The organism is Candidatus Arsenophonus nilaparvatae (assembly GCF_045346035.1).
GTDB classification, from domain to species: Bacteria; Pseudomonadota; Gammaproteobacteria; order Enterobacterales; family Enterobacteriaceae; genus Arsenophonus; species Arsenophonus nilaparvatae.
In genome coordinates, this window is the sequence record NZ_CP158507.1 from 1,842,757 (window position 1) to 1,865,494 (window position 22,738).

At 34.6% G+C, this 22,738-nt stretch carries 20 protein-coding genes; 13 read left to right on the forward strand and 7 right to left on the reverse strand.

All coding sequences use genetic code 11. The annotated features are described in order from the left end of the window. The first annotated feature begins 1,129 nt into the window (after positions 1 to 1,129). From rfaQ to WH390_RS08935, 5 genes are read left to right on the forward strand one after another with little or no spacing between them, the layout of a single operon-like run. Positions 1,130 to 2,200, forward strand: coding sequence for a lipopolysaccharide core heptosyltransferase RfaQ (gene rfaQ, locus WH390_RS08915; protein ID WP_032115800.1), 1,071 nt, complete (start codon positions 1,130 to 1,132; stop codon positions 2,198 to 2,200). A gap of 4 nt (positions 2,201 to 2,204) precedes the next feature. Next, positions 2,205 to 3,329 carry a glycosyltransferase family 4 protein gene (locus WH390_RS08920; protein ID WP_032115799.1) on the forward strand — a complete coding sequence of 375 codons (1,125 nt, stop codon included), beginning with the start codon at positions 2,205 to 2,207 and terminating at the stop codon, positions 3,327 to 3,329. Beyond that, a complete protein-coding gene (gene rfaP, locus WH390_RS08925; protein ID WP_032115798.1) occupies positions 3,322 to 4,119 on the forward strand; it encodes a lipopolysaccharide core heptose(I) kinase RfaP in 798 nt (265 codons plus the stop codon). Before WH390_RS08920 ends, rfaP begins: the two co-directional genes overlap by 8 nt. A gap of 48 nt (positions 4,120 to 4,167) precedes the next feature. Continuing rightward, entirely contained in the window at positions 4,168 to 5,211 is a 1,044-nt protein-coding gene (waaO, locus tag WH390_RS08930; protein WP_032115797.1) for a lipopolysaccharide 3-alpha-galactosyltransferase, read from the forward strand. Further along, complete coding sequence (locus WH390_RS08935) at positions 5,208 to 6,212, forward strand: glycosyltransferase (RefSeq protein WP_032115852.1); 1,005 nt, start codon at positions 5,208 to 5,210, stop codon at positions 6,210 to 6,212. Before waaO ends, WH390_RS08935 begins: the two co-directional genes overlap by 4 nt. 36 nt (positions 6,213 to 6,248) lie before the next feature. Here WH390_RS08935 and rfaL read toward each other — a convergent pair whose 3' ends face one another. Continuing rightward, positions 6,249 to 7,484, reverse strand: a complete 1,236-nt coding sequence (gene rfaL, locus WH390_RS08940; RefSeq protein WP_032115796.1) for an O-antigen ligase RfaL — start codon at positions 7,482 to 7,484, stop codon at positions 6,249 to 6,251. Between the two features lie 106 nt (positions 7,485 to 7,590). Between rfaL and mutM the strand changes: the two genes are divergently transcribed. Continuing rightward, positions 7,591 to 8,400 (forward strand): bifunctional DNA-formamidopyrimidine glycosylase/DNA-(apurinic or apyrimidinic site) lyase, encoded by an 810-nt coding sequence (gene mutM, locus WH390_RS08945; protein ID WP_032115795.1) that lies wholly within the window; start codon positions 7,591 to 7,593, stop codon positions 8,398 to 8,400. A 19-nt stretch (positions 8,401 to 8,419) separates the two neighbouring features. Here the strand turns inward: mutM and coaD are convergent, their stop codons facing one another. Then, entirely contained in the window at positions 8,420 to 8,902 is a 483-nt protein-coding gene (gene coaD / locus WH390_RS08950) for a pantetheine-phosphate adenylyltransferase (RefSeq protein ID WP_032115794.1), read from the reverse strand. A 312-nt stretch (positions 8,903 to 9,214) separates the two neighbouring features. On the opposite strand from coaD, the gene waaA reads away from it, so the two are divergent. Then, the gene (gene waaA / locus WH390_RS08955; protein ID WP_032115793.1) at positions 9,215 to 10,492 is read left to right on the forward strand and encodes a lipid IV(A) 3-deoxy-D-manno-octulosonic acid transferase; all 1,278 of its coding nucleotides are present in this window, start codon (positions 9,215 to 9,217) and stop codon (positions 10,490 to 10,492) included. A gap of 181 nt (positions 10,493 to 10,673) precedes the next feature. Then, complete coding sequence (locus WH390_RS08960) at positions 10,674 to 12,140, forward strand: glycosyltransferase family 39 protein (protein ID WP_032115851.1); 1,467 nt, start codon at positions 10,674 to 10,676, stop codon at positions 12,138 to 12,140. A gap of 167 nt (positions 12,141 to 12,307) precedes the next feature. Here WH390_RS08960 and rfaC read toward each other — a convergent pair whose 3' ends face one another. The 3 genes from rfaC to rfaD are packed head-to-tail and all read right to left on the reverse strand — an operon-like array spanning position 12,308 to position 15,281. Beyond that, positions 12,308 to 13,282: a lipopolysaccharide heptosyltransferase RfaC gene (gene rfaC / locus WH390_RS08965; RefSeq protein ID WP_032115792.1), complete on the reverse strand. Its 975-nt coding sequence runs from the start codon at positions 13,280 to 13,282 to the stop codon at positions 12,308 to 12,310. Positions 13,283 to 13,284: 2 nt separating this feature from the next. After that, positions 13,285 to 14,331 (reverse strand): ADP-heptose--LPS heptosyltransferase RfaF, encoded by a 1,047-nt coding sequence (gene rfaF / locus WH390_RS08970; RefSeq protein ID WP_032115791.1) that lies wholly within the window; start codon positions 14,329 to 14,331, stop codon positions 13,285 to 13,287. A gap of 11 nt (positions 14,332 to 14,342) precedes the next feature. Continuing rightward, entirely contained in the window at positions 14,343 to 15,281 is a 939-nt protein-coding gene (rfaD, locus tag WH390_RS08975; protein ID WP_032115790.1) for an ADP-glyceromanno-heptose 6-epimerase, read from the reverse strand. Between the two features lie 521 nt (positions 15,282 to 15,802). Here rfaD and WH390_RS08980 point away from each other — a divergent pair. After that, on the forward strand, positions 15,803 to 17,590 hold the full coding sequence (locus tag WH390_RS08980) for a hypothetical protein (protein ID WP_032115789.1): 1,788 nt from the start codon (positions 15,803 to 15,805) through the stop codon (positions 17,588 to 17,590). A gap of 60 nt (positions 17,591 to 17,650) precedes the next feature. Beyond that, positions 17,651 to 18,025 carry an SMR family transporter gene (locus tag WH390_RS08985; protein WP_032115788.1) on the forward strand — a complete coding sequence of 125 codons (375 nt, stop codon included), beginning with the start codon at positions 17,651 to 17,653 and terminating at the stop codon, positions 18,023 to 18,025. Positions 18,026 to 18,105: 80 nt separating this feature from the next. Here WH390_RS08985 and WH390_RS08990 read toward each other — a convergent pair whose 3' ends face one another. Both WH390_RS08990 and envC read right to left on the reverse strand, forming a co-directional pair. Beyond that, entirely contained in the window at positions 18,106 to 19,086 is a 981-nt protein-coding gene (locus tag WH390_RS08990) for a divergent polysaccharide deacetylase family protein (RefSeq protein WP_406850560.1), read from the reverse strand. Between the two features lie 2 nt (positions 19,087 to 19,088). After that, the gene (envC, locus tag WH390_RS08995; RefSeq protein WP_032115787.1) at positions 19,089 to 20,378 is read right to left on the reverse strand and encodes a murein hydrolase activator EnvC; all 1,290 of its coding nucleotides are present in this window, start codon (positions 20,376 to 20,378) and stop codon (positions 19,089 to 19,091) included. Between the two features lie 340 nt (positions 20,379 to 20,718). Between envC and WH390_RS09000 the strand changes: the two genes are divergently transcribed. The 3 genes from WH390_RS09000 (at position 20,719) to gpsA (ending at position 22,727) form a co-directional block, all read left to right on the forward strand. Further along, a complete protein-coding gene (locus WH390_RS09000; protein WP_032115786.1) occupies positions 20,719 to 21,156 on the forward strand; it encodes a rhodanese-like domain-containing protein in 438 nt (145 codons plus the stop codon). Positions 21,157 to 21,228: 72 nt separating this feature from the next. Next, the gene (gene secB, locus WH390_RS09005) at positions 21,229 to 21,705 is read left to right on the forward strand and encodes a protein-export chaperone SecB (RefSeq protein ID WP_032115785.1); all 477 of its coding nucleotides are present in this window, start codon (positions 21,229 to 21,231) and stop codon (positions 21,703 to 21,705) included. Next, a complete protein-coding gene (gene gpsA / locus WH390_RS09010; RefSeq protein ID WP_032115784.1) occupies positions 21,705 to 22,727 on the forward strand; it encodes an NAD(P)H-dependent glycerol-3-phosphate dehydrogenase in 1,023 nt (340 codons plus the stop codon). Before secB ends, gpsA begins: the two co-directional genes overlap by 1 nt. The last annotated feature ends 11 nt before the right edge of the window (positions 22,728 to 22,738 follow it).

The following is a 22,738-nucleotide window of genomic DNA, read 5'->3' on the forward strand; positions in this document are numbered from 1 at the left end:
GATATCAGATATCAGATATCAGATATCAGATATCAGATATTTATCGACAGTAACAGTTACTAATGTTGGTAGCAAAATAGATAATTTTCCAGTGTATCTTTTGCTAATTAAAATAAGAATATAAACAGCTATAACAACTCCATATCACCTCTAATAAAAAATCATTGACAACCAAACTGCTGTTGATAGGTGTCTAACCGATTATATAGAAGACAGCCAACCTAAACATTTTATGATATGATTAATACCGATAAAAAGAAAAGTGACTGCTAGGCGTTTTTATAGCTATTGCAACGACTGAAAATATCGACTAAGTGTTGAAGAGTGCAAAGGACGATTTGAATAAAACTAAAATTTTAATTAATGCTTTAATAGCAAATAGCTTTATTAATTTTATCTTAAAATAGACTAAAAAAATCTGTTTTCAATATAATAAATAACCTTTTGAAAAAAATTATCGAATATAAATAATTATTAAAAATAGGAAAACCCTATTATTTTATTCATTAAGTTTGAACTTACATATCGATATAATTTTTCTTTGAATAAAAACATTACGCAGACAGTCAAGAATTACTATTTTTGGAATAATGAAATAAACTTCTAAAATTTATCTCTAAAGTGAAATAACCGGTGCATTTAAAATTATTACCATAATTACTCAAACCGTTAACAGAAACTTGAAGAGTAACAAAAATTATTCAATTTTTTGTTATAATAAACTAAATCAAACCATCGAGTTATCTTATTTTCATACTAGCCATATAATCTTTCACCACTGTCGATTCAAACTTTCTAAAAATATTTATGGATATTTCTATTTAAAAAATAGATAGATAGCGTGATGTGTAGTAAAAAATAGTAGATAATAAATTACAAATCAGTAATTTTATTGTTAAGATAATTGATGATATTAAAAATTCTTTACTTTATATAAATTCAAATTTTTATTATTTTTTCAAATCTGCTGAAATTTTTTAAAATAAAAGTTATTTTTAATGCTCAAATAGGTAACCATTTAGATTATTCTAATAAATTAACTATCTTAAATTTGTTGAATTTATAATGATAACATTGGTCAAAAATCAGATAAACTTATAAACAAACAATTCAAGAGTGACTGCAGCAAGTGGATAAACAATTTAAAAAAATTCTGATCATTAAAATGCGATTTCATGGAGATATGTTGCTGACAACACCTGTCGTTAGCACGCTCAAAAAAAATTATCCAGCCGCTAAAATTGATATTCTTCTCTATCAAGATACAATACCAATCTTGTCTGAAAATAGAGAAATTCATGCACTTTATGGCATTAAAAACAAAAAAAATAACACAATAGCCAAATTAGTTAATTTTATTTTATTAATCAATAAATTACGAAAAAATCATTATGATTTAATTATAAATTTAGCTGATCAATGGATTGTACCTTTTTTGGTAAGATGTATCCCTGCCAAGATAAAAATTTCTCACCAATTTAACCATAGAAATACAAACTATTGGTCTAAAAGTTTTACACATATGGTTAAACCAACTGGAAAACATGTTGTTGAACAAAATCTCTCTATATTAAAACCACTTCAACTTAATACTTTGTATTCCAGTACAACAATGACTTACCAACCAACTGATTGGGAAAAAATTAATCACCGATTAATATCTCTAGGGGTACATAGTAGTTATGTTGTTATCCAACCAACAGCCAGACAAAAATTTAAGTGCTGGGATGATGAAAAATTTGCTGAGGTGATTGATAATCTACAATCTAGAGCATACCAGGTGATACTAACATCAGGTCCCAGTAAAGATGATCTCAGCTGTGTGGCTAATATTGCACAACAATGTCGTCAATCACCCATTACCGAATTTGCAGGAAAAACAACATTTCCAGAATTAGGTGCTCTAATTAGCCATGCCGCCTTATTCATCGGTGTAGATTCAGCACCAATGCATATTGCAGCAGCATTAGAAACCCCTATTATTTGCTTGTTCGGTGCGACAGATCATCAATATTGGAAACCATGGAGTAAAAACGTTATTCAAATTTGGGCTGGTAATTATGAAAAAATGCCAGAACGACACGAACGTGATCGTAATAAAAAGTATCTATCAATAATTCCAGTTAAAGATGTTATTACCGCTACAAAAAAAATGTTACCAATGGATATACAAACCATAAAATCTGAGATAGAGATATAATCCGATGGAAATTGCATTTTGTTTATACAAATATTTCCCTTTTGGTGGACTACAAAGAGATTTCATTCAGATTCTCTCTGCTTGCCAAAAACGAGGGCATCAAATACGTGTTTACACAATGGTATGGGATGGTCAAATTCCTGCTGATATTAACGTTATTATAATCCCAGTTAAAGCACATACAAATAATGGGCGTAATGAAGCATTTCATCATCAGGTCAAAACACATTTAACCCAGCACCCGGCTGATATTATTGTCGGTTTTAATAAGATGCCAGGATTAGATATTTATTATGCAGCAGATGTTTGTTATGCAGAAAAAGTTGAAAAAGAAAAAGGTTTTTTTTATAAACTAACCAAACGATACAAACATTATATTGCTTATGAAAAAGCGGTTTTTGATGCAGACAGTCACACCAAATTATTAATGCTTACCCAACATCAAATTAATGATTTCAAAAAACATTACAAAACACCTGACGCACGTTTTTATCTGTTACCACCGGGCATTGACCTTAGTAGAAAATATGACCAACAAATTATTGACGCAAAACCAATTTATCGTAAAAAAAATGCTATCTCTGAAGACCAATTTCTTTTATTACAAGTCGGTTCAGATTTTAAACGTAAAGGCGTAGACAGAACACTCAAATCAATAGCTTCCCTGCCTGACAAAATAAAAAATAAGACTATGTTAATGGTAGTAGGACAAGACTCACCTACCCGTTATCAACGGCTAGCAAAAAATTTGGGGATAGATAAACAAGTTTTATTTTTTCAGGGGCGTAATGATATAGCAGAATTGATGGCTGCTGCTGATATGTTAATCCATCCTGCCTATCAAGAAGCTGCTGGCATAGTATTAATCGAAGCCATTGCAGCGGGTTTACCAGTAATTACAACAGATATATGTGGCTATGCGTTCTATATCAAACATGCAGATTGTGGCATAGTAATAGATGAGCCTTATAAACAAAAAAATCTTAATAATGCTTTAACAACAAGTTTAACTAATAAATCTCTATTAAAACAATGGTCAGAATCTGCACGCCACTTTGCTGATACTCAAGATTTATACAGTTTGCCTGAAAAAGCTGCAGATATTATTTTGGGATGCCAGCATGCTTGAACTTAAACAACCTTTTAAAAACTTATGGCAAGGCAAAGATCCCTTTATAGAAATAGAAAAACTAGATGGTAAAATTTTTCGTCAATTAGAGACACGCAAAACATTATGCTTTATGCTCAATGAAAAAAGTTATTTTCTCAAAATTCATTATGGTACTACGTTAAAAGAAGTACTAAAAAATCTATTTTCTTTACGCTTACCAGTATTAGGTGCGGATAGAGAGTGGAAAGCAATCCATCGTCTAACTGAGGCAGGCATTGACACTATGCATGGTAAAGCTTTCGGTCAAAAAGGAATTAATCCTTTACGCCGTAAGTCATTTATTATTACCGAAGCGCTGATTCCAACCATTAGCTTAGAAGAGTACTGCGCAAATTGGAAAAATTCAGCTCCCCAATTTAGTACTAAAAAAATATTAATTTGTCGAATGGCTGAAATAGTACGTAAAATGCATGCATGTGGTGTCAATCATCGCGATTGCTATATTTGCCATTTTTTATTACATTTGCCCTTTGACGGCGATGACAAAAAATTAAAGATTTCAATCATTGACTTGCATCGTGCCCAAATACGTCAGTATGTACCAAAACGTTGGAAAGATAAGGATTTGATTGGATTATATTTTTCATCACTGAATATTGGTTTAACCCAACGAGATATTTTTCGTTTTATGCAGATTTATTTTTCTGATAATTTAAAAAATATTCTCAACAATGAACAAAAATTGATATCGAGCGCTAATATTAAAGCAGAAAGAATAAAAGAAAGAACCGTTAGGAGAGGATTATAACTCTAACCGTTTTGTTTTATAAAAAATTTTAGGCAATAGGTATAGTACATGTATTTTGACAAGCATAAAGTTATTACGCAAAAACTCTGCTTAACGCCAAATTTGCATGCTAATTGCCAACCTAAATTCCATATTGCCTATGGGGTAGACAAAAATTTTTTATATGGTTGCGGAATTTCGATAACATCAATTGCACTGCATAATATTAATAATAATCATTGTTTCCATATATTTACCGATTATTTTGATCATGAGCAAGAAACCTTGTTCGATACTCTTGCGCAACAATATAAAATTGAAATAAATATTTATTTGGTTGACGATCAGAGCTTAAAATCATTACCTAGTACTAAAAACTGGTCCTATGCCACCTACTTTAGATTCATCATTGCTGACTATTTTTCAAATAAATTAGATAAAATTTTATACTTAGATGCAGATATCATATGTAATAATAGTTTAGATAGATTACAAAACATTCACTTCAATAATAATGAAATTGCTGCAGTTGTGACAGAAAAAGATGAAAAATGGTGGCAAAAAAGAGCATTCGAATTAGAAGTAGAAAATATCTCGCAAGGATATTTTAATGCTGGATTTTTATTCATTAATCTTAATCGCTGGGCAGAAGAGGATATTTCAACGCAGGCAATGAGATTACTTAAAAATAATGCGTTAAAAAATAAATTCTCGTTTTTAGACCAAGATGTTTTAAATATTCTGCTAGCAAATAAAATAATCTATCTAACCAAAAAATATAATACTCAATATAGTATAAATTATGGTCTGAAAAGCGTTAAACATGCTGCGTTTGCTATTGATACTATTTTTATTCACTATATTGGCCCGACCAAGCCATGGCATGAGTGGGCAATATCACCTTTTTCCCAACCATTCATAAAAGCAAAAAATGCTTCCCCCTGGCAAAATAAACCGCTATTAAAAGCAGAAAGCGTACACCTTTTAAGGTATTGCGCTAAACATAAATTCAAACAAAGAAAATACCATGAAGGTTTAAAGAATTATACTCACTATTATTTAGCAAAATTTAAAATTCTCTTTAAAAGAGTTAAAGGGCTATGTTTATCATGAAGCATTTTATAAAACAAAGTTTTAATATTGCGGGGAAAAAAAATCTTCTTGAAAAGAATAAAAATTTTAACATTGCTTATGGCGTTGATAAAAATTTCCTACTTGGTGCAGCGATATCAATAAATTCCGTATTAATAAATAATATTGATACAGATTTCAATTTTCACCTATTTACTGATTATATTGATGACGAATATATACAACGTTTCCAAAAAATGATAACAAAGTATAATTCTAATATAATTATCTATCTGTTAGATGCTGAAGAATTAAAACAACTATCAACCTCAGATTTCTGGTCTTATGCCACCTATTTTAGATTAATCGCTTTTGAATATTTAAGTACAAACATAAACTCTATTTTATATTTAGATGCTGATGTTATTTGCAAAGGCAATCTAAAAGAACTATTTCAGCTAAACTTAGCGAATTCTTTTGCCGCCGTGGTACTCGATGTCGACAACATGCAGCAATCAAGTGCGACTCGACTAAAGTTAACCGATTTAAATGGCAAATATTTTAATGCCGGCGTAATCTATGTGAATTTAAAGAAATGGATTGAAAATGATTTATCCAAAAAATCATTAGAACTGGTACGCGGGAAAACAAATTTTGGTAAATTAAAATACCTTGATCAAGATGCACTAAATATATTATTTCAGACGCAAAACGTCTATTTATCTCGTGATTATAACTGTATATATACGTTGAAAAATGAATTGGCTTACCACGATTTATCCAAATACAAAAATACCATAACTGATAGCACCATTCTTATCCACTATACTGGCGTCACAAAACCCTGGCATACTTGGGGTATTAATTATCCGGCCAGTCAATTTTTTTTCAACTCATATATTCACTCACCGTGGAAAGATCAGCCATTAAAAATCGCAGAAAAGAGAACGGAACTACAAGAAAAATATAAGCATCTATTTTTACAACATAAATATGTGCATGGTTTGTTATGTTTAATTAAATATAAATTACTAAAAAAATAATTTTAAAGCACCTTACAGATAGGTGCTTTCACTTAGCTAATTAATCAATTTTTTATCGCTATTCAGTGCTAATGCTATTCCTATTATGATAGCCATATTTGAAACATTTACAGTTTCAAACAAACCTCTAACGATCATATCACCGATAAATATCAACATCAGGATCAAAAAACCATCTTTTACCGTATTATTACGATATCCATTAAATAAATAGATAAAAATTGAAACAAAAAGATAGAGGGTAGCAATTAGTCCAAATATTCCAGCGGCAAACCAAATTGACAAAACTGTATTATGAGGCCCAATCGATTGTTTAAAAACCCAGTCAGGATAATCAATTACCCTTTCATTATAAATTTTATAAAATAACTGTTCGCCATAGCCATAACCGGTTATTGGATTCTCTTTAATCAAATCTAATGCTGAATCCTGAGTACCATTACCATATCGATGACTACTATTAGTCTGTTCTAATTTGTAAAATAAGTTATCAAACTGCCCTTGATTAACTGCTGCTAAACCTGACAATAAGATACTACAAGCAATAACAGCAATAACAGCAATAACAGCAATAACCGGCAATTTAATTTCTTTTTTTACTACACACCAGATAATAAATATTACTGCAATAGATAACCATGTACCTCGCTGTAATGTACCGATTGTTATTGCGAGAAAAATAACCGAAAGAAAGAAAAATAAGATCTTATTTTTTACACCTTTATATAACCACAAAGCAAACAAAGCGGGTGCAATAAATATTAACCAATCAGAAATATATCGATGTTCAAATGCTGATAAAGGCATGATACCTTGATGATATTCATCAATATATTGCAAAATTTCCTTAATGGCTAACGGTAAAATAGAAAAAATTAAAGAGAAAATTAATAGCTTAGTTATGTGCTCTTTCTTTTCTAGATAGAGTACTATCGCAATAGCTATTGCAGTAAAAAATAACTTTTCTACAACACCTTTATTAATAGCTTTTAATGAAATGCTAACATCTTTAGAGATAATTAATGAACAAAGCATTGCCAAAACAAAAAACACTAAGGATAAAAATAAATTATTCTTAAATATACTGAAAACACGCTTTCTATCTTTAATTAAATAGACAATCGCAGTAAGATAAATTAATCCAGCTAAGGCATGTTTATAACGAGTAACACCATCAAGAAAATAAATAGCAATAAAAAAAAAGACTATCCCTAAATTCCAATAAGATTGGTAATTAAATCGTTTATTAATTATAGAGATAACCTTCTTCATTTGCACTCCTGATAACATATTAATGCATTCTATTCTATCGACTAACCAACACAAGATACAGTAGTATATATTAACATTAACGACTAGTTACATAATTAAGGGATCTATGCCAGAACTACCTGAAGTTGAAACCAGCCGACGTGGAATTGAACCCTACTTGGTTGGTAATAAAATACAATATAGCATAGTACGCAATAGTAAATTACGCTGGCCGGTAGCGACAGAAATTGTACATATCGCCAATGAATCAGTGATCAGTGTTAAACGGCGCGCTAAATATTTACTCATTCAGCTCCAGCATGGTTGGATAATCATTCACTTGGGTATGTCAGGTAGTATACGCATCTTAACCAAGCAACAATTAGCCGAAAAACACGATCATATCGACTTGATTCTAGCCGATGGCAAAATATTGCGTTATACCGATCCCAGACGTTTTGGTGCCTGGTTATGGACTAATGACCTGGCTAATTGCTCTGTACTTTCCCATCTAGGGCCGGAACCGCTTTCTATCGATTTTAGCGCCGATTATCTTTATCAACGAGCAAAAAATAAAAAAACCGCCATCAAACCTTGGTTAATGGATAATAAAGTCGTCGTCGGTGTAGGCAATATTTATGCTAATGAGGCACTATTTGCTGCCAAAATTCTGCCAACCAGAGCTGCACATTCATTAACAAAAAAAGAGATCAGCAATTTAGTTATTCAAATTAAACAAGTTCTTCAACGTTCAATAGAACAGGGTGGAACAACATTGAAAGATTTTTTACAGTCAGATGGCAAACCGGGTTATTTTGCTCAACAACTGTTTGTTTATGGTAAAAAAGATCAAGCTTGTACCCATTGCGGTCAACTGATTGAATCAATAAAACTAGGCCAACGCAGTACTTTTTTCTGTCATAGTTGCCAAAAATAAACTGAAGTATAACTCGTTTTTATTGTTCAATTTTTTGCAACATTGCTTTAGCTATTGGTTCTGGTATAAAAGATGAAATATCACCGCCATGGCGGGCAACATCTTTAATCAAAGAAGAAGAAACAAACGACAACTTCGGAGAAGGTAATAAAAAGATGGTTTCTAGATCAGCCATTAGATGACTATTCATATTAGCCAACTGACATTCATATTCAAAATCTGACACGGTTCGCACACCTCTAATCAAAATATTAGCCTGGTGTTTTTGCGCAAAATTTACCGTGAGCCCACAAAACCCGATTACTTCAACGTTAGTTAAATGTTTTGTCTGTTCTTTAGCAAACAAAATACGTTCATCGAGGGTAAACATCGGATTTTTACGCGAACTATCAGCAATAGCCAATATTAGCTGTTCAAATATTAAGGCAGCGCGCTCTATAATATCCAAGTGGCCGTAAGTTATAGGATCAAAAGTACCAGGGTAAATTGCTTTTTTTTTCATAAAGTTATTTTCACTAATAACGAACAACTGAACACATATTATCGTATTGTTTAAGCATATTGAACAATTATGTTGACAAAATAAATCTCTATCATTGATAAGAATAGCTACAATTTATTATCTTTTGAAAATAAATGATAATTACTATCATATTTTTAGTTAATCACTAGTTTAATTTTAATTAACGGACAAAATATTAAAAAATTTTATCTTTAATGATGAATAAAAACGCTATTTAAATAGATATTCATTGCACTTTCTTATGTGCAATATGCTACTATAGTGCTAATCTCAACCAGTCAATGTGATAGAATGTTATTACGTCTATATCAAATACTTATTTACCTTATTCAACCTATTATTTGGTTACGTTTATTGTGGCGTAGTCACAAATCTCCCGCTTATCGCAAACGTTGGGGTGAACGATATGGTTTTTGTAATGGTAAGGTAATTCCCGGCGGTATATTATTACATTCTGTTTCAGTAGGCGAAACCTTAGCCGCGGTTCCGTTAGTTAGAGCATTGCGCCATCACTATCCAACACTACCAATTACCGTTACTACCATGACCCCAACGGGTTCGGAGCGTGTTTTATCTGCATTTGGTGATGATGTTCAACATGTCTATTTACCCTACGATTTGGCAGGATCTGTACGCCGTTTCCTTAATCATGCGGATCCTAAATTAACCATAATTATGGAAACAGAACTTTGGCCAAATCTTATTATTCAATTAAGACAACGTAAAATCCCATTAGTTATTGCTAACGCCCGTCTGTCTGAACGATCAGCGGCACGTTATCAAAAATTAGGTTATTTTATCAAAAAGTTATTGCAAAAAATTACCTTAATCGCAGCACAAAACCAAGAAGATGGCGAACGTTTTATTAAATTGGGTTTAGCAAGAAAAAAATTGAATGTTACAGGTAGTCTAAAGTTTGATATTTCTGTCACCCCTGAATTGGCTGTAAAAGCCATAACATTACGTCGACAATGGGCTCCGCACCGCCCGGTTTGGATTGCTACCAGTACCCATGAAGGAGAAGAGTCAATTATTTTACAGGCTCATACTAAACTATTAAAACAATTTCCCGACTTATTGCTGATCCTTGTTCCTCGCCACCCGGAACGCTTTGCACTAGCAAAAGCGTTAACCCAAAAAGCTAAACTACGCTATATTTGCCGTAGTGAAAATCGCGTTCCAAATACGGATACTCAAGTTATTATTGGTGATACCATGGGTGAACTGATGCTACTCTATGGTATTGCTGATCTGGCCTTTGTCGGCGGCAGTTTAGTTGAAAAAGGCGGGCATAATCCTTTAGAAGCAGCCGCACATGCCCTGCCTGTTTTAATGGGGCCTTATACTTTCAATTTCAAAGATATTTGTACCAAACTAAAACAAGCCGATGGTCTTATTACAGTTAATGATAGTAAATCCTTAACCGTTACTGTTTCCCATTTGCTTAAAGATGAAGATTATCGTCTATACCATGGTCGTCAAGCAGCAGAAGTTTTACATGAGAATCAAGGGGCATTGCAAAAATTACTAAAGCTACTGGAACCCTACCTGCCACCAGTAACCCACTAAATACGAATATTATTGAATATCGCTAAAACCCATAGCGAAATAGCACTTATGATAATTCACTAAACAATATAACTTAACAAATACTACATATTTTGTCTTTTCTTCATTATAGTGTTACTAGTTTAATTCAAATAAATGGGATCCTTACCCTCCAATTTTATAACTAACGATGAAAAATAATATGCCTTTATCTAGCTCAAATTCAAAAATATTGCTCTATCTGTGGGTATCGATTTATGCAATTTTATGGATTTGTGGAAGTTATTTTTTAGATCCAACCGTACCTTACGATGCTGTTGAAGCAGTTAACTGGGGAATGAACGGTGAATGGGGCTCCCCCAAAAACCCTTGGTTTGTTGGTGCCGTTATGTGGCCCGCCATCTACTTAAACCTCTCCTACAGTTTTTATTGGTATTTTATTCACTTTGTTGGTATAGCCATTGGTATGATAGGGGTATGGCAACTGGCTTACCGCCTCAGTCACAAAATTGAATTGGCTTGGTTTGCATTATTGATACTAAATTTATCAGGCATCATTAATTTTGATATCATTCCTTATAATGATAACTATATTTTGGTCACTCTATGGCCCTGGGTGCTACTCTTCTTCCTGCGTGCTGTTTATGATCATCCTAAATGGTGGCTTGCTTTTGCACTGGTATCTGGCTTGGCAACCATGGGGAAGTATTCAACATTGGCCCTGGTTGGCACTGTTTTTTTATTAACCCTTTTCGTGCCTAAGGTGCGCAAAAGTTATCAACAACCCCTTTTTTATATTGCAATTGCACTTTGGTTTGCATTGATCTTGCCTAATTTGTTCTGGCTATTAGAAAATGATTTTTCTGCCTTTAAATGGGTTGATTCACAGATCGAACAAGGCTTTAACCTGCATGTGGTCAGCTCAACATTATCTGTTTTCTACCCGTTAGTTATTGCTACCATAATTCTCTATCTATTAGGTGGTAAAATAGGCTGGCCTAAAGAGCAACCCAATCAATTAGTTAATTTTATTTTACTCCTTCCCTTGGCCGTAATTTTTGGTTGGTTTTTGTTTCATGATGGAGGGCGGATGACCGAATGGTTACAACCATTTATGATGATTGCGGCGCCATTATTTATTGGCTCTATCTCCATTTCGCCCAAGAAATCACTACGAAAGACATTTTTTGGTTTAATTATCATTGGCGGCCTGATCTTTTTAGGTTACTGCCTGGTATTAAATTATAATATCCGTGGCGCTGGCCAGAAAATGATCGGTATTAAAGCACTCACGGCAGAAGGACAACAGCGCTGGCGGCAAAAATATGGTCAACCATTAAAATATGTTGGTGGCGAAGATAACCTTTATCAATGGTTTATTATCTATGCTTCTGATAGGCCACACACTATCCAGCCTTGGGATAGCAGTGAAGATCAGCCACCGAATGTTTATTATCGCGATATTACGGCAGAAACAATTAAAAAACATGGTGCTTTATTATTAGGTCGAAAAGGTAAAGATTGCAGCCAAGAAAATTTTACTCGGATGTCAAAACATTGGCCACAATTTACCATTAAAAAAGAAGCCATTATTTACCAATCAGAACCAAACGCTGATCCGCAATCAATGTGCTTGGGATTTATTGCGCCAGAAAAAAATTATCATTAAAAATAGAGTGACAATGAAATAGGAAAAAAATTTTCATTGTCACAAAATTGATACCTATATTTGTATCAACCTGACAGTTTTACTAAAGCTAACTTAAGTTTAACTGAGTAAATTGCCTTGCTCGGTTGTGCCTTATCTGTCAACAAATAGATAGATAAAAATTTTCACTATTTATTGTCTATTATTAAAACTAATCGTTGGTAGATTTCATGCGGTTTAATTGTCGCCATATTGCCATCAGCTGAAACAATTGCTTGTTGTGCTTCACCATAACCGCCAATTAATCCCGGATCGGTAGGGCCATAGAGGGTAATATTCGGTTTGCTCAGTGCAGCGGTTAAATGGCTTAATCCTGTATCAACAGAGACGACTGCTTTGGCTGCGACAATTTGTTGAGCTAATTTGTCTAATGACAGTTTAGGCAATACCTCAACATGCTTAAAACCAGCAGCCAGCCTCAGGGCACGTTGATGTTCCAGATTGGTTCCCCACGGTAATTTAACTGTTAAGCCTTTAGCTGCTACAGCGGTGATCAATTGTCGCCAATGGGACTCAGGCCAATGTTTCTCATCACGTGTGGTGGCATGGAAAAAAATAATATAAGGATCGTTTTCTTTTGCCAAAGCCGAGGGCGAAAAATAGGCTGCAATACCATAATCACCGACAATAGTCGGTTTACTATAATGTAAACTATCAGCAAATAATTGTCGGATACGTTCAACCGCATGCAGCTGTTTATTGACACTATAGCGACAATCATAAAATAGGCTTGCTATAGGCTCGCGAGCACTTTTCCAATCATAACCATGACTTACACCACTAGCTAACCGTGTGATCAAAAAAGCACTTTTCAATAATCCTTGTGCATCGATCACAGCATCATATTCTTGCTGTTGCAATTGGGCACGAAAAACGGCTCTTTGCTGCCTGACAGATTTTGCCAACCAGCTTTTTCGCCAGCGTCGAATAGCTACCGGAATAACTCGCTTAACAGCATGATGCCAGCGTGGAATTTCGACAAAATTTTCTTCAACAACCCAATCAAACTGAATATCAGGATAGCGCATAACTGCATCAGTCAGTGCAGGTAAAGTATGCAATACATCACCCATCGATGAGGTTTTAACAATCAACACTTTCATGGCTATTGGCTCTCCGCCAATAACTGAGTTAATGCGGTGAACACGCATTCGGGTTTTATATCAATCAAACTTTGATGATAGCCACTTTCTGCGCTACCTTTCCTCACCTTATGATAACCGGATATTAAACGGATAATTTCTACTCGATTTGACAATGGTGGCGTAAAATCAGGACTACTTGGCCCATAAAGTGCTACCAAAGGCCGATTTAATGCTGCCGCAATATGCATTAACCCGGAATCATTGGTCACCACAGCTCGACAAGATGCCAGTAGATTAACTGCCTGCTCAAGGGTTGTTTTACCTGCCAAATTAAAACAATGCTGCCGACAATCTGCAGAAAGTGACTGTCGAATATCTTCACCGATACGACTATCTTTTTGCGAGCCAAAGATTAAAATTTGATAACCATGGGCAGCAAATAATAATTGCGCCAACTCAGCATAATGATAAGCTGGCCAGCGTTTAGCTGGGCCAAATTCTGCACCTGGACAAAAACCGATAATCGGTAACTGTTCTGGAATATGAAAAATGCGTTTACTCTGGACAATCTCTGTTTCTGTCACCGCAAGTTGCGGCCATAAAATAGGCTTGGGGATCTCATCGGCGTTGTTAACAGTGCCTTTTTGATAAGCTAAAGCCACATAACGCTGAACCATTTGTGGAAAAGCGGCTTTATCTAATAGGCGAATATCATTCAGCAACCAATAACGCATCTCACCGCGCCATCCTGTCCGTATTGGTATTTTGGCAAAAAAAGGCACCAGCGCAGATTTAAAAGAGTTGGGTAAAATATAGGCTTGATCATAACTCTGAGTACGTAAATGAATACCAAGCTGGCGACGTACACTGATAGCTAAACGACCATGGCCCAAAGGCATCGATATGGCCTGCCTGACTTCAGGCATTTTGTTTAATAGTGGCCGACACCAATCAGGTGCCATAACATCAATTTCTGCGTCTGGGTGTAGGGTCTTCAAAGTACGGTAAAGACTCTGCGACATCATCATATCGCCCACCCATGACGGGCCAACTACCAGTATCTTCATACTATTTCCATTTAATCATTGCAATTTAACCATTGCATATAGTCAGCAACCCCTTCCGCCACAGTTTTGAACGGTTTATCGTAACCCGTAGCACGTAATTTGGTGAGATCTGCTTCGGTAAATGCCTGATAACAACCTTTCAATTTATCAGGAAAGGCAATATATTCCACTGCCAGTTTTTTTTCCTGATAAAAAGCGATTACCGCATCAGCTACCGCCTGAAAAGAGTCCGCCTTACCGGTACCGCAGTTAAATATGCCGGAGATTTTATTTTGCCAACACCATAAATTAACCGCAGCAACATCACTGACATGAATAAAATCACGTTTGAATTTTTCACTACCGGCAAAAAGTTTTGGCCTTTGCCCTTGATTGATTTGGCTATTTAAATGGAAAGCGACACTGGCCATGCTCCCCTTATGCCCCTCACGCGGACCATAAACATTAAAATAACGGAAGCCACAAACTTGTGAAGTAATTTGTGGTAAAAGCCCACGAACATATTGATCAAATAAAAACTTGGAATAACCATATACATTTAATGGTTTTTCATATTGCCGCTCTTCAATAAAATGATCACTGCGCCCACCATAAGTTGCAGCCGAAGAAGCATACAAAAACGCAATATCTCGTTCAATACAGTAATGAAGTAACTCTTTCGAATATTCATAGTTATTATTCATCATATACTGACCATTCCACTCAGTGGTAGATGAACAAGCGCCTTCATGAAAAACTGCGTCAACTTCACCAATATTATCACCAGCCATTATACTGGCAATAAAATCTTCTTTGTCGATATAATCTGCAATATCTAAATCGACTAAATTAACAAATTTAGCGCCATTTTTAAGATTATCGACCACCAGAATGTCGCTACGCCCTATATCATTCAGTGCTTTAACAATGTTGCTGCCAATAAAACCAGCCCCACCCGTGACTATGATCATTGGATTTACCTCTACTCAATCGAGATCATTGTTGCTTATATTAGGTGATAATAACATTTATCCCACGTTAACCACAGTAACTTATTACGACACATTTAAAAGCAATAAACATACTTGCACCATGTTCTCTCTTATTATTATTTAATTCCTTAGTAAAGACTGATTCTTTCAGTAACAAATAATCTCTTATTCTATTGTTATATAGAATAGGATAGCCATTACTTACCCTATTTATGAGTGATTCTTTTCCAATTTCACTTTTCGTGATATAGTCTCAATTGGCATTATCATTTATTTTCAAAAATTTTTGATGCTATCATTATGAATTAATTAACAAAAATTAGAAAATTTTAATGTACCAAATGTAATAATAATCAAATATACTTCATAATCTATAAGCAATGTAGACTATACAAATAAGCAACACAAACAAGAATAGAAGTATAAATACATATAAAATGATAGAAAAAATGGCTATCTTTTTTAACTATGTTTTTTCTAAAATAACACGGAGAAATAGAATGATAGGTGTGAAACCTAACTTCATAAATAAAAATAATAATATACTGATTTTTATCAATTTATTTTTTTCTGTGCTAACGATTTTTTGGTTTTTACATTATGCTAAATATGGACTTGATTTTTCTGATGAAGGTGCTTATTTAAATTATATAGCTTACCCATATGAATATACATTTAATTTACCAATTACTTTATTTGGATTTATTTATCATCCTTTCTATGTACTCTTTAATGAAAATATTGTTTTACTAAGAATTTTTAACGTACTACTAACATTTTCATTGGCCTTTTTCTTAATAAAAAAAATCAATATAGTGAACGAAAAGCCCTTCGTGTTAAATATTGCTATTGCTTGTACTTCTCTTTTATTTTTTTCCATTGGCATTTTAACTCCTAATTATAATATATTAACATTTCAAAGTGTAATCCTATCTCTTATTGGTCTATTAAAAATAGTAAAAATAGAAAGTGATAATCGATATGAAAAAATCATTGGTGCAATTTTTATAGGAGTCGGCGGTTGGTTATGCTTTATGGGAAAACCGAGCTCCGCAATGTTACTTGCTATTATTTTTGTCGTTTATCTATTTTTTATTAAAAAATTATTTACTCTTCATACAGTTATATCCATATGCACTGCAATAATATTACTTTTATTATCGTGTTATTTAATAGATGGTTCAATAATCTCATTTTCTGATCGTATAATAGAAAGTATTAAGCTACAATTTTCTCTGGCTAATGGTCATACTTTTGCTAACCTATTTAGATTTGATACTTTTCCCCCATTAAATATTAATTATATTTTTTTCATAATTATATTTGAGGTTATATTTTTTTATTTATTAATAAAAAATTTGTTACATAAATATATACTCTATATTTTTTTTATAACTGGGCTTTCTATATTATTATTTTGTATTTTATCTCCAAATAATTATATAAATATTTTTTCAGATAGATTAATTCTTATATTTACCCCTATTAGCTGTATTATTAGTATTATTTTACTCTATTTTAACAAGATTAATATTAATTGGGAAAATTTATCTTTAGTTATAATTATGCTATCAATGCCTTATGTTTGTACTATAGGAACAGATGGTAATTATTGGCAAACTCAATCTTTATATTCATACTTTTGGATATTAGCAAGTATCCTTATATTAAATTCAGTTGAAAAAGATAAAAATAATTTAATGTTATTTTTTTCTTTTTTTACTCAATTAATTACCTTTATGCTGTTAAATCAATATATATCTGAACGCCCTTATAGGCAACCAGCTATAAAAACTAATAATTATACATGTAATTTAATAAATAATAATATTTTAAAACTAGGAAGTAATGTCTGTGAATACATTAAAACAGCTGAATATCAAGCGAAAAAATCAGGCTTAAAGGAAGGAGATTATATTATTGATTTAACAGGACAATCTCCTACAATTATTTATCTTTTAAAGGCAAAAAGTATTGGTCAACCTTGGCTGATAGGTGGATATGCAGGAAGTAATATATTTGCTTCTCTTATATTAAGAAATACATCTTGTGAAAAATTAGCAAAAGCATGGATTTTGTTCGAACCAAATGGTCCAAGGAGTCTATCAGCTGAAATCTTAAAAGAATTCGGTAGTAATATTAATGAATATGCGATTAAAACAATCTTCAACACCCCTGTAACAGCTGGAGGTTACTCTTTTAGTAGAAAACAATATCTCATGAAATATAATGAGGAACCACAAAAACTACTATATAATTGTTTAAATAATAAAAAACATCCACTATAAAATGCCTATAAATAAAATCTATTTCCAAAAGGAATAGACTCTACAGAAGAAAAATTAACTATGAATATATTCATATTTACAATAGCATTAACAAGTGTTTGTCTTAACGCTTTAGCTCAAATTTTTTTGAAAAAAACAATGCTAACAATAAATGCTATTCCAACAAATTTCCTTGGATTTTTTAACTTTTCGCTATCTTTAGCATTAAACTACTGGTTCGTATCTGCATTATTATGCTATGTATTAAGCATCGGTTTGTGGATGGCAGTTCTTGCAAAAGTTGAAGTAAGTCTTGCATACCCACTACTCTCAATTGGCTATATTATAACTGCTTGCATAGGATATTTCTTTTTAAAAGAAAATGTAAATTTTATTAGAATAATCGGTTTAGCATTTATTTGTACCGGCATAGTTTTTGTCTCAAAAAGCGTATAAATACAATTTTTACTTATTTATTAAAGAGATGAAAAAAAAGTATTATGACAAGTTTTTTCATTCGAATATAGTAATATGACTTAGTGGTCAGTTGTTATCATATTAATATGGTGAAACATTTTGCCAAACAGTGGCTTTCTCTGTTCAGTAAATAGTTTTTTTAAGTCAGGATCACGATACATCGCATCGACAAAATATATCATTAAATCAATACCCGATAATGCTTTTGTGACTGGTGATATTTCGCAGTAACCGCTGACAACTTTCGGCAATGCCAAGGGTCGCACCGGAACTTTCTCTGGATTTTGTCTAACCGTTTGACTTGCCAATTTATCTTTTATGTTATTGTTAAGTAGAGTACTAACCGCCACTAGTTCAATATCATCAGGTAACTTAAATAATGTTTGTTGTAACACATCAATGGTAGCAGGATAAGGGTGACCAATAACAATACTGCTACCATGCTTACGGGCAAATGAAATGGCATGGGCAAACTGTTTACGAATTTGTACTTCTGCTTTTATATCATCTAAAAAAACGTTGCGACGTAAGGTTGGCAACGTAAAAACTTTAGCCGCTTCATTGACCCTAGTGTTTGCTATCGTCACACTATCGAGAAAATAGAGATCATAATGCGAAAGCACGCGCATAACATTTATCATAGCCGCTAAATCAGCCGTCATCGCACTGCCCATATGATTATTCATACCTTTGGCGTGAGGCACTCGCTTAATCGCAGCAGCGATATGCTGCTCTATTTCACTGGCACTCATCTCAGGCGTTAAGGTATTTTTTTCCAGTGGTTGATGGCTAATCGGCTTCATCGGCATGTGAATTAAAATTTCTCGCCCTTGTTGATAAGCTTTTTCGGCCATTTCTCTGCCATAAGGGGAGTCTGGTAAAATGGCAATCGAAAGTGCCACCGGCAAAGCTAATACCTGATTGTCTTCCGTTTTACGATAACCAATATCATCAATCACAATGGCTAATTTGCCAGCATTGACTTGTCCACTCACAAGTAACAATAGAAGCATGATTATCAAAACCATCCGCTTTTGCACTGTTATCTCCCTAACCAAGGCTGTGGATTAACGGTTTTACCTTGACGACGGATCTCAAAATAGAGTGAGGAACGTTGCTGTCCACCACTACTACCCACTAACGCAACAGGCTGACCCGAACGAACCTGTTGACCAACATTCACCAATGCACTCTGGTTATAACCATATAAACTCATATCTCCCTGACCATGATCAATAACCACCACCAAACCATAGCCTTGTAGCCAATCAGCCAGTAAAACACGGCCGGCAGAAATGGCTTTAACCTCTGTTCCTTCAGCGGCATTGATTACCATACCCTTCCAGCGTAATTCATCGGAAATACTGTCACCATAGTGATGAAGGATCTGGCCATGAACCGGCCACAGAGCCTGACCAACAGGACGGCCTAAACCGCCAGTACGCGCCATCAGAGCCCGCTCATCTTCAGTTGGACGATAAGTGGTTCCTTTTTGCTGTGCCTGTCGTTGTTTTGCTCGTATACGTGCCGCCTCTTTCGCTTCCCTTTCCGCTCTAACTTTTGCCTCTCGTTCAGCTCTAGCGATTTTACTACGCAACAGTGTTTCGTTACGTTTCATCACCGCCAAACTTTTTTGCTCCGCTTTTAAAGTCGATTCCAACGATATCAGAGTTTTCTTTCTAGCATCCTGCGCCGAATCTAGCGTTTTCTTTTCTTGATCTTGTTTGGCTAAGTTTTTTTTCTGTGCCAATTGCGTTTGCTGCTTTTGTTGTTTCTGCTCAGCAAGTAAGGTCGTTGTTTGCTGCAATTTAATAATCGTTTGCTCTCTGGCTGCATTTAAGTAGCTATAATAGGCTAAAATACGCTCTTCTCGTTGTCCTTGTTCACCTTTAAATAACAATTCAATCCCTTTTTGCTGGCCTAATCGAAACGCGGCATCGAGCTGCTTAGCTAATAATGTTTCATGGAGCTGTTTTTGCTGTTGTAAACGGCTAATATTTTCATTTAATTGCGTTAGTTCTTTTGCTAACTGCGAAAGTTTTTTCCGTGTTTCATGTAATGCTCGTCCAGCAGCAGCAATATTTTTTTCCTGATTTTTCAATTGATCAAGTAAATGATTTCTTTCAGCTTGCTGCTGTTTAACACTTTTCTCTTTTTCTGCAATATTTGATAACAGATCTTTCAGTTTTACTTTATTGTCACTGATGGGATTGGCTGTGGTAATCAATGGCCAGATAAGAAATAGCGAGACACAGAGTAACGACTTAACCACTACTCTCTTTAGTAGAGCCAAAAGGATTAGGATTAAACCATATCGGCTGGTATTGTTCATCTTAGTTCAGCATCCTGAAACAATATCACTTAAAATTATTGACAATTAATATAATTAGTAAACATTTCTGCTTCTTTTAGGATAATACTGAAAAAACTTAATTTCTTCATTTATACAACAAATTATAAAATAACTATAGGTTATTATTAATATTACTTTCATTCAGCTACTTTTTAAGTGGTATCAATTAACTGATATCGCTGGCAAATATCGCCGGTATGAACACTAATTTGCAAAAAAACCTAGTCATTTTTGCAAATTGGCTGTAATTGCGCAGCGACAAAGGTATACTTTGCAATCTAGATCTATCTATTACTAACTACGGGAGTAATTACCCCACATGATGCAAGAAATCATGCAATTTATTAGCCGACATCCAATACTCAGTCTGGCCTGGATCGCTTTGCTGATCGCTGTAATTATCTTAACCTTTAAGGGTTTGTTCGCTAAAACAAAAAATATCACCCGTGCCCAAGCGATACAATTGATTAATAAAGAAGAAGCGATCAGTATTGATTTACGTTCCCGTGACGATTTTCGTAAAGGACACATTATTGATTCAATTAACCTGACGCCATCAGAGATTAAAGACAATAATATCGGAGAATTGGAAAAACATAAGCAAAAACCCATTATTGTTGTCTCAGCAAATGGCATGGAAGCATCTAAACCAGCTGAACAACTGGTGCAATATGGTTTTGAACGTGTCTTTATTCTAAAAGAAGGAATTACCGGCTGGTCTAGCGAAAATTTACCTCTAGCCCGCGGCAAAAAGTAATTCATCGGACACATCAGCAATTATGTTTATCCAATTCAATATCATAAGGAAATTTAAAAGGTAATTAACATTATGTCAGAACAAAGTCATGAAGAGATGGTATTCCAGATCCAACGAATTTATACTAAAGATATCTCATTTGAAACACCAAGTGCCCCCAATATTTTTCAGCAAGAGTGGCAACCAGAAGTCAAATTAGATTTAGACACCTCGTCTAGTGAATTAGCTGAACATGTTTATGAAGTTATCTTACGGGTCACGGTTACCGCCAGCGTCGCTGAAGAAACCGCTTTCCTGTGCGAAGTGCAACAAGCCGGCATTTTCTCTATTGATGGTATCGAAGAAAGCCAAATGGCTCATTGTTTAGGCGCTTATTGCCCAAATATTTTATTTCCCTATGCGCGTGAATGTATTACCAATTTAGTTAGCCGTGGAACTTTTCCTCAACTAAACTTAGCGCCTGTTAACTTTGATGCATTGTTTATGAACTATCTACAACAACAGCATACTGCCGAAACTGAAAATTCAGCAGATCATCAGGAAGCTTAATGAACACTGTTTCGATGACAGTTATCGGTGCCGGCTCTTATGGCACCGCATTAGCCATTACACTTGCCCGTAATGGCCACCACGTTTTGCTTTGGGGACATGATCCTCAGCACATTAAAAAATTACAACAAGAGCGCTGCAACCAAGCATTTTTACCCGACGTTCCATTCCCAGACAATTTGTTACCTGAAGTTTCCCTGAAGACGGCAATAACCGCAAGCCACAATATATTGATCGTCGTTCCAAGCCATGCATTTAATCAAGTTTTGCAAAATATCCAACCTTACTTAACGCAACACTCACGCATTATTTGGGCAACAAAAGGGCTCGAACACGGGACTGGACGCCTGTTACAAGACGTTGCCCGCGAAACGTTCGGAGATAAAATTCAGCTAGCTGTTCTTTCCGGCCCAACTTTTGCCAAAGAACTGGCTGCCGGCTTACCAACTGCTATTGCGGTAGCCGCTTCTAATGCAGAATTTAGTGAAGAGCTACAACAACTTTTCCATTGCGGTAAGAGTTTTCGAGTTTATAAAAATCCAGATATGATCGGTGTGCAGTTAGGTGGTGCGGTCAAAAATGTCATTGCGATTGGTGCCGGCATGTCCGATGGTATCGGATTTGGCGCCAATGCTCGCACAGCGTTGATCACCCGAGGATTAGCTGAAATCAGCCGCTTAGGCATCGCTATGGGTGCTCAATCCTCTACATTTATGGGAATGGCTGGTTTAGGTGATTTGGTTTTGACTTGTACCGACAACCAATCGCGTAATCGTCGCTTTGGCATGTTGCTCGGCCAAGGCATGCAGACTAAAGAAGCTGAAAAGCAGATTGGTCAGGTGGTTGAAGGTTACTTAAATACCAAAGAAGTCCGTGCATTAGCGCAACGTGTTGGTGTAGATATGCCAATTACCGAGCAAATCTATCAGGTTCTGTACGGTAATAAAAATGTACTCGAAGCGGCAAATACATTACTTAGCCGCGCAACCAAAGACGAAACTAATGATACACGTGCTTCTTGATCATTAAAAAT

Excerpts from the sequence above, each read along its gene's own strand:
- WH390_RS08960 (WP_032115851.1), top strand. The coding sequence starts at position 10,674 with ATGCCTTTATCTAGCTCAAATTCAAAAATATTGCTCTATCTGTGGGTA.
- waaO (WP_032115797.1), top strand. The coding sequence starts at position 4,168 with ATGTATTTTGACAAGCATAAAGTTATTACGCAAAAACTCTGCTTAACG.
- rfaF (WP_032115791.1), bottom strand. The coding sequence starts at position 14,331 with ATGAAGATACTGGTAGTTGGCCCGTCATGGGTGGGCGATATGATGATG.
- rfaC (WP_032115792.1), bottom strand. The coding sequence starts at position 13,282 with ATGAAAGTGTTGATTGTTAAAACCTCATCGATGGGTGATGTATTGCAT.
- WH390_RS09000 (WP_032115786.1), top strand. The coding sequence starts at position 20,719 with ATGATGCAAGAAATCATGCAATTTATTAGCCGACATCCAATACTCAGT.
- mutM (WP_032115795.1), top strand. The coding sequence starts at position 7,591 with ATGCCAGAACTACCTGAAGTTGAAACCAGCCGACGTGGAATTGAACCC.
- waaA (WP_032115793.1), top strand. The coding sequence starts at position 9,215 with ATGTTATTACGTCTATATCAAATACTTATTTACCTTATTCAACCTATT.
- WH390_RS08980 (WP_032115789.1), top strand. The coding sequence starts at position 15,803 with ATGATAGGTGTGAAACCTAACTTCATAAATAAAAATAATAATATACTG.
- WH390_RS08935 (WP_032115852.1), top strand. The coding sequence starts at position 5,208 with ATGAAGCATTTTATAAAACAAAGTTTTAATATTGCGGGGAAAAAAAAT.
- coaD (WP_032115794.1), bottom strand. The coding sequence starts at position 8,902 with ATGAAAAAAAAAGCAATTTACCCTGGTACTTTTGATCCTATAACTTAC.
- WH390_RS08920 (WP_032115799.1), top strand. The coding sequence starts at position 2,205 with ATGGAAATTGCATTTTGTTTATACAAATATTTCCCTTTTGGTGGACTA.
- envC (WP_032115787.1), bottom strand. The coding sequence starts at position 20,378 with ATGAACAATACCAGCCGATATGGTTTAATCCTAATCCTTTTGGCTCTA.
- rfaL (WP_032115796.1), bottom strand. The coding sequence starts at position 7,484 with ATGAAGAAGGTTATCTCTATAATTAATAAACGATTTAATTACCAATCT.
- gpsA (WP_032115784.1), top strand. The coding sequence starts at position 21,705 with ATGAACACTGTTTCGATGACAGTTATCGGTGCCGGCTCTTATGGCACC.
- rfaP (WP_032115798.1), top strand. The coding sequence starts at position 3,322 with ATGCTTGAACTTAAACAACCTTTTAAAAACTTATGGCAAGGCAAAGAT.
- secB (WP_032115785.1), top strand. The coding sequence starts at position 21,229 with ATGTCAGAACAAAGTCATGAAGAGATGGTATTCCAGATCCAACGAATT.
- rfaD (WP_032115790.1), bottom strand. The coding sequence starts at position 15,281 with ATGATCATAGTCACGGGTGGGGCTGGTTTTATTGGCAGCAACATTGTT.
- WH390_RS08985 (WP_032115788.1), top strand. The coding sequence starts at position 17,651 with ATGAATATATTCATATTTACAATAGCATTAACAAGTGTTTGTCTTAAC.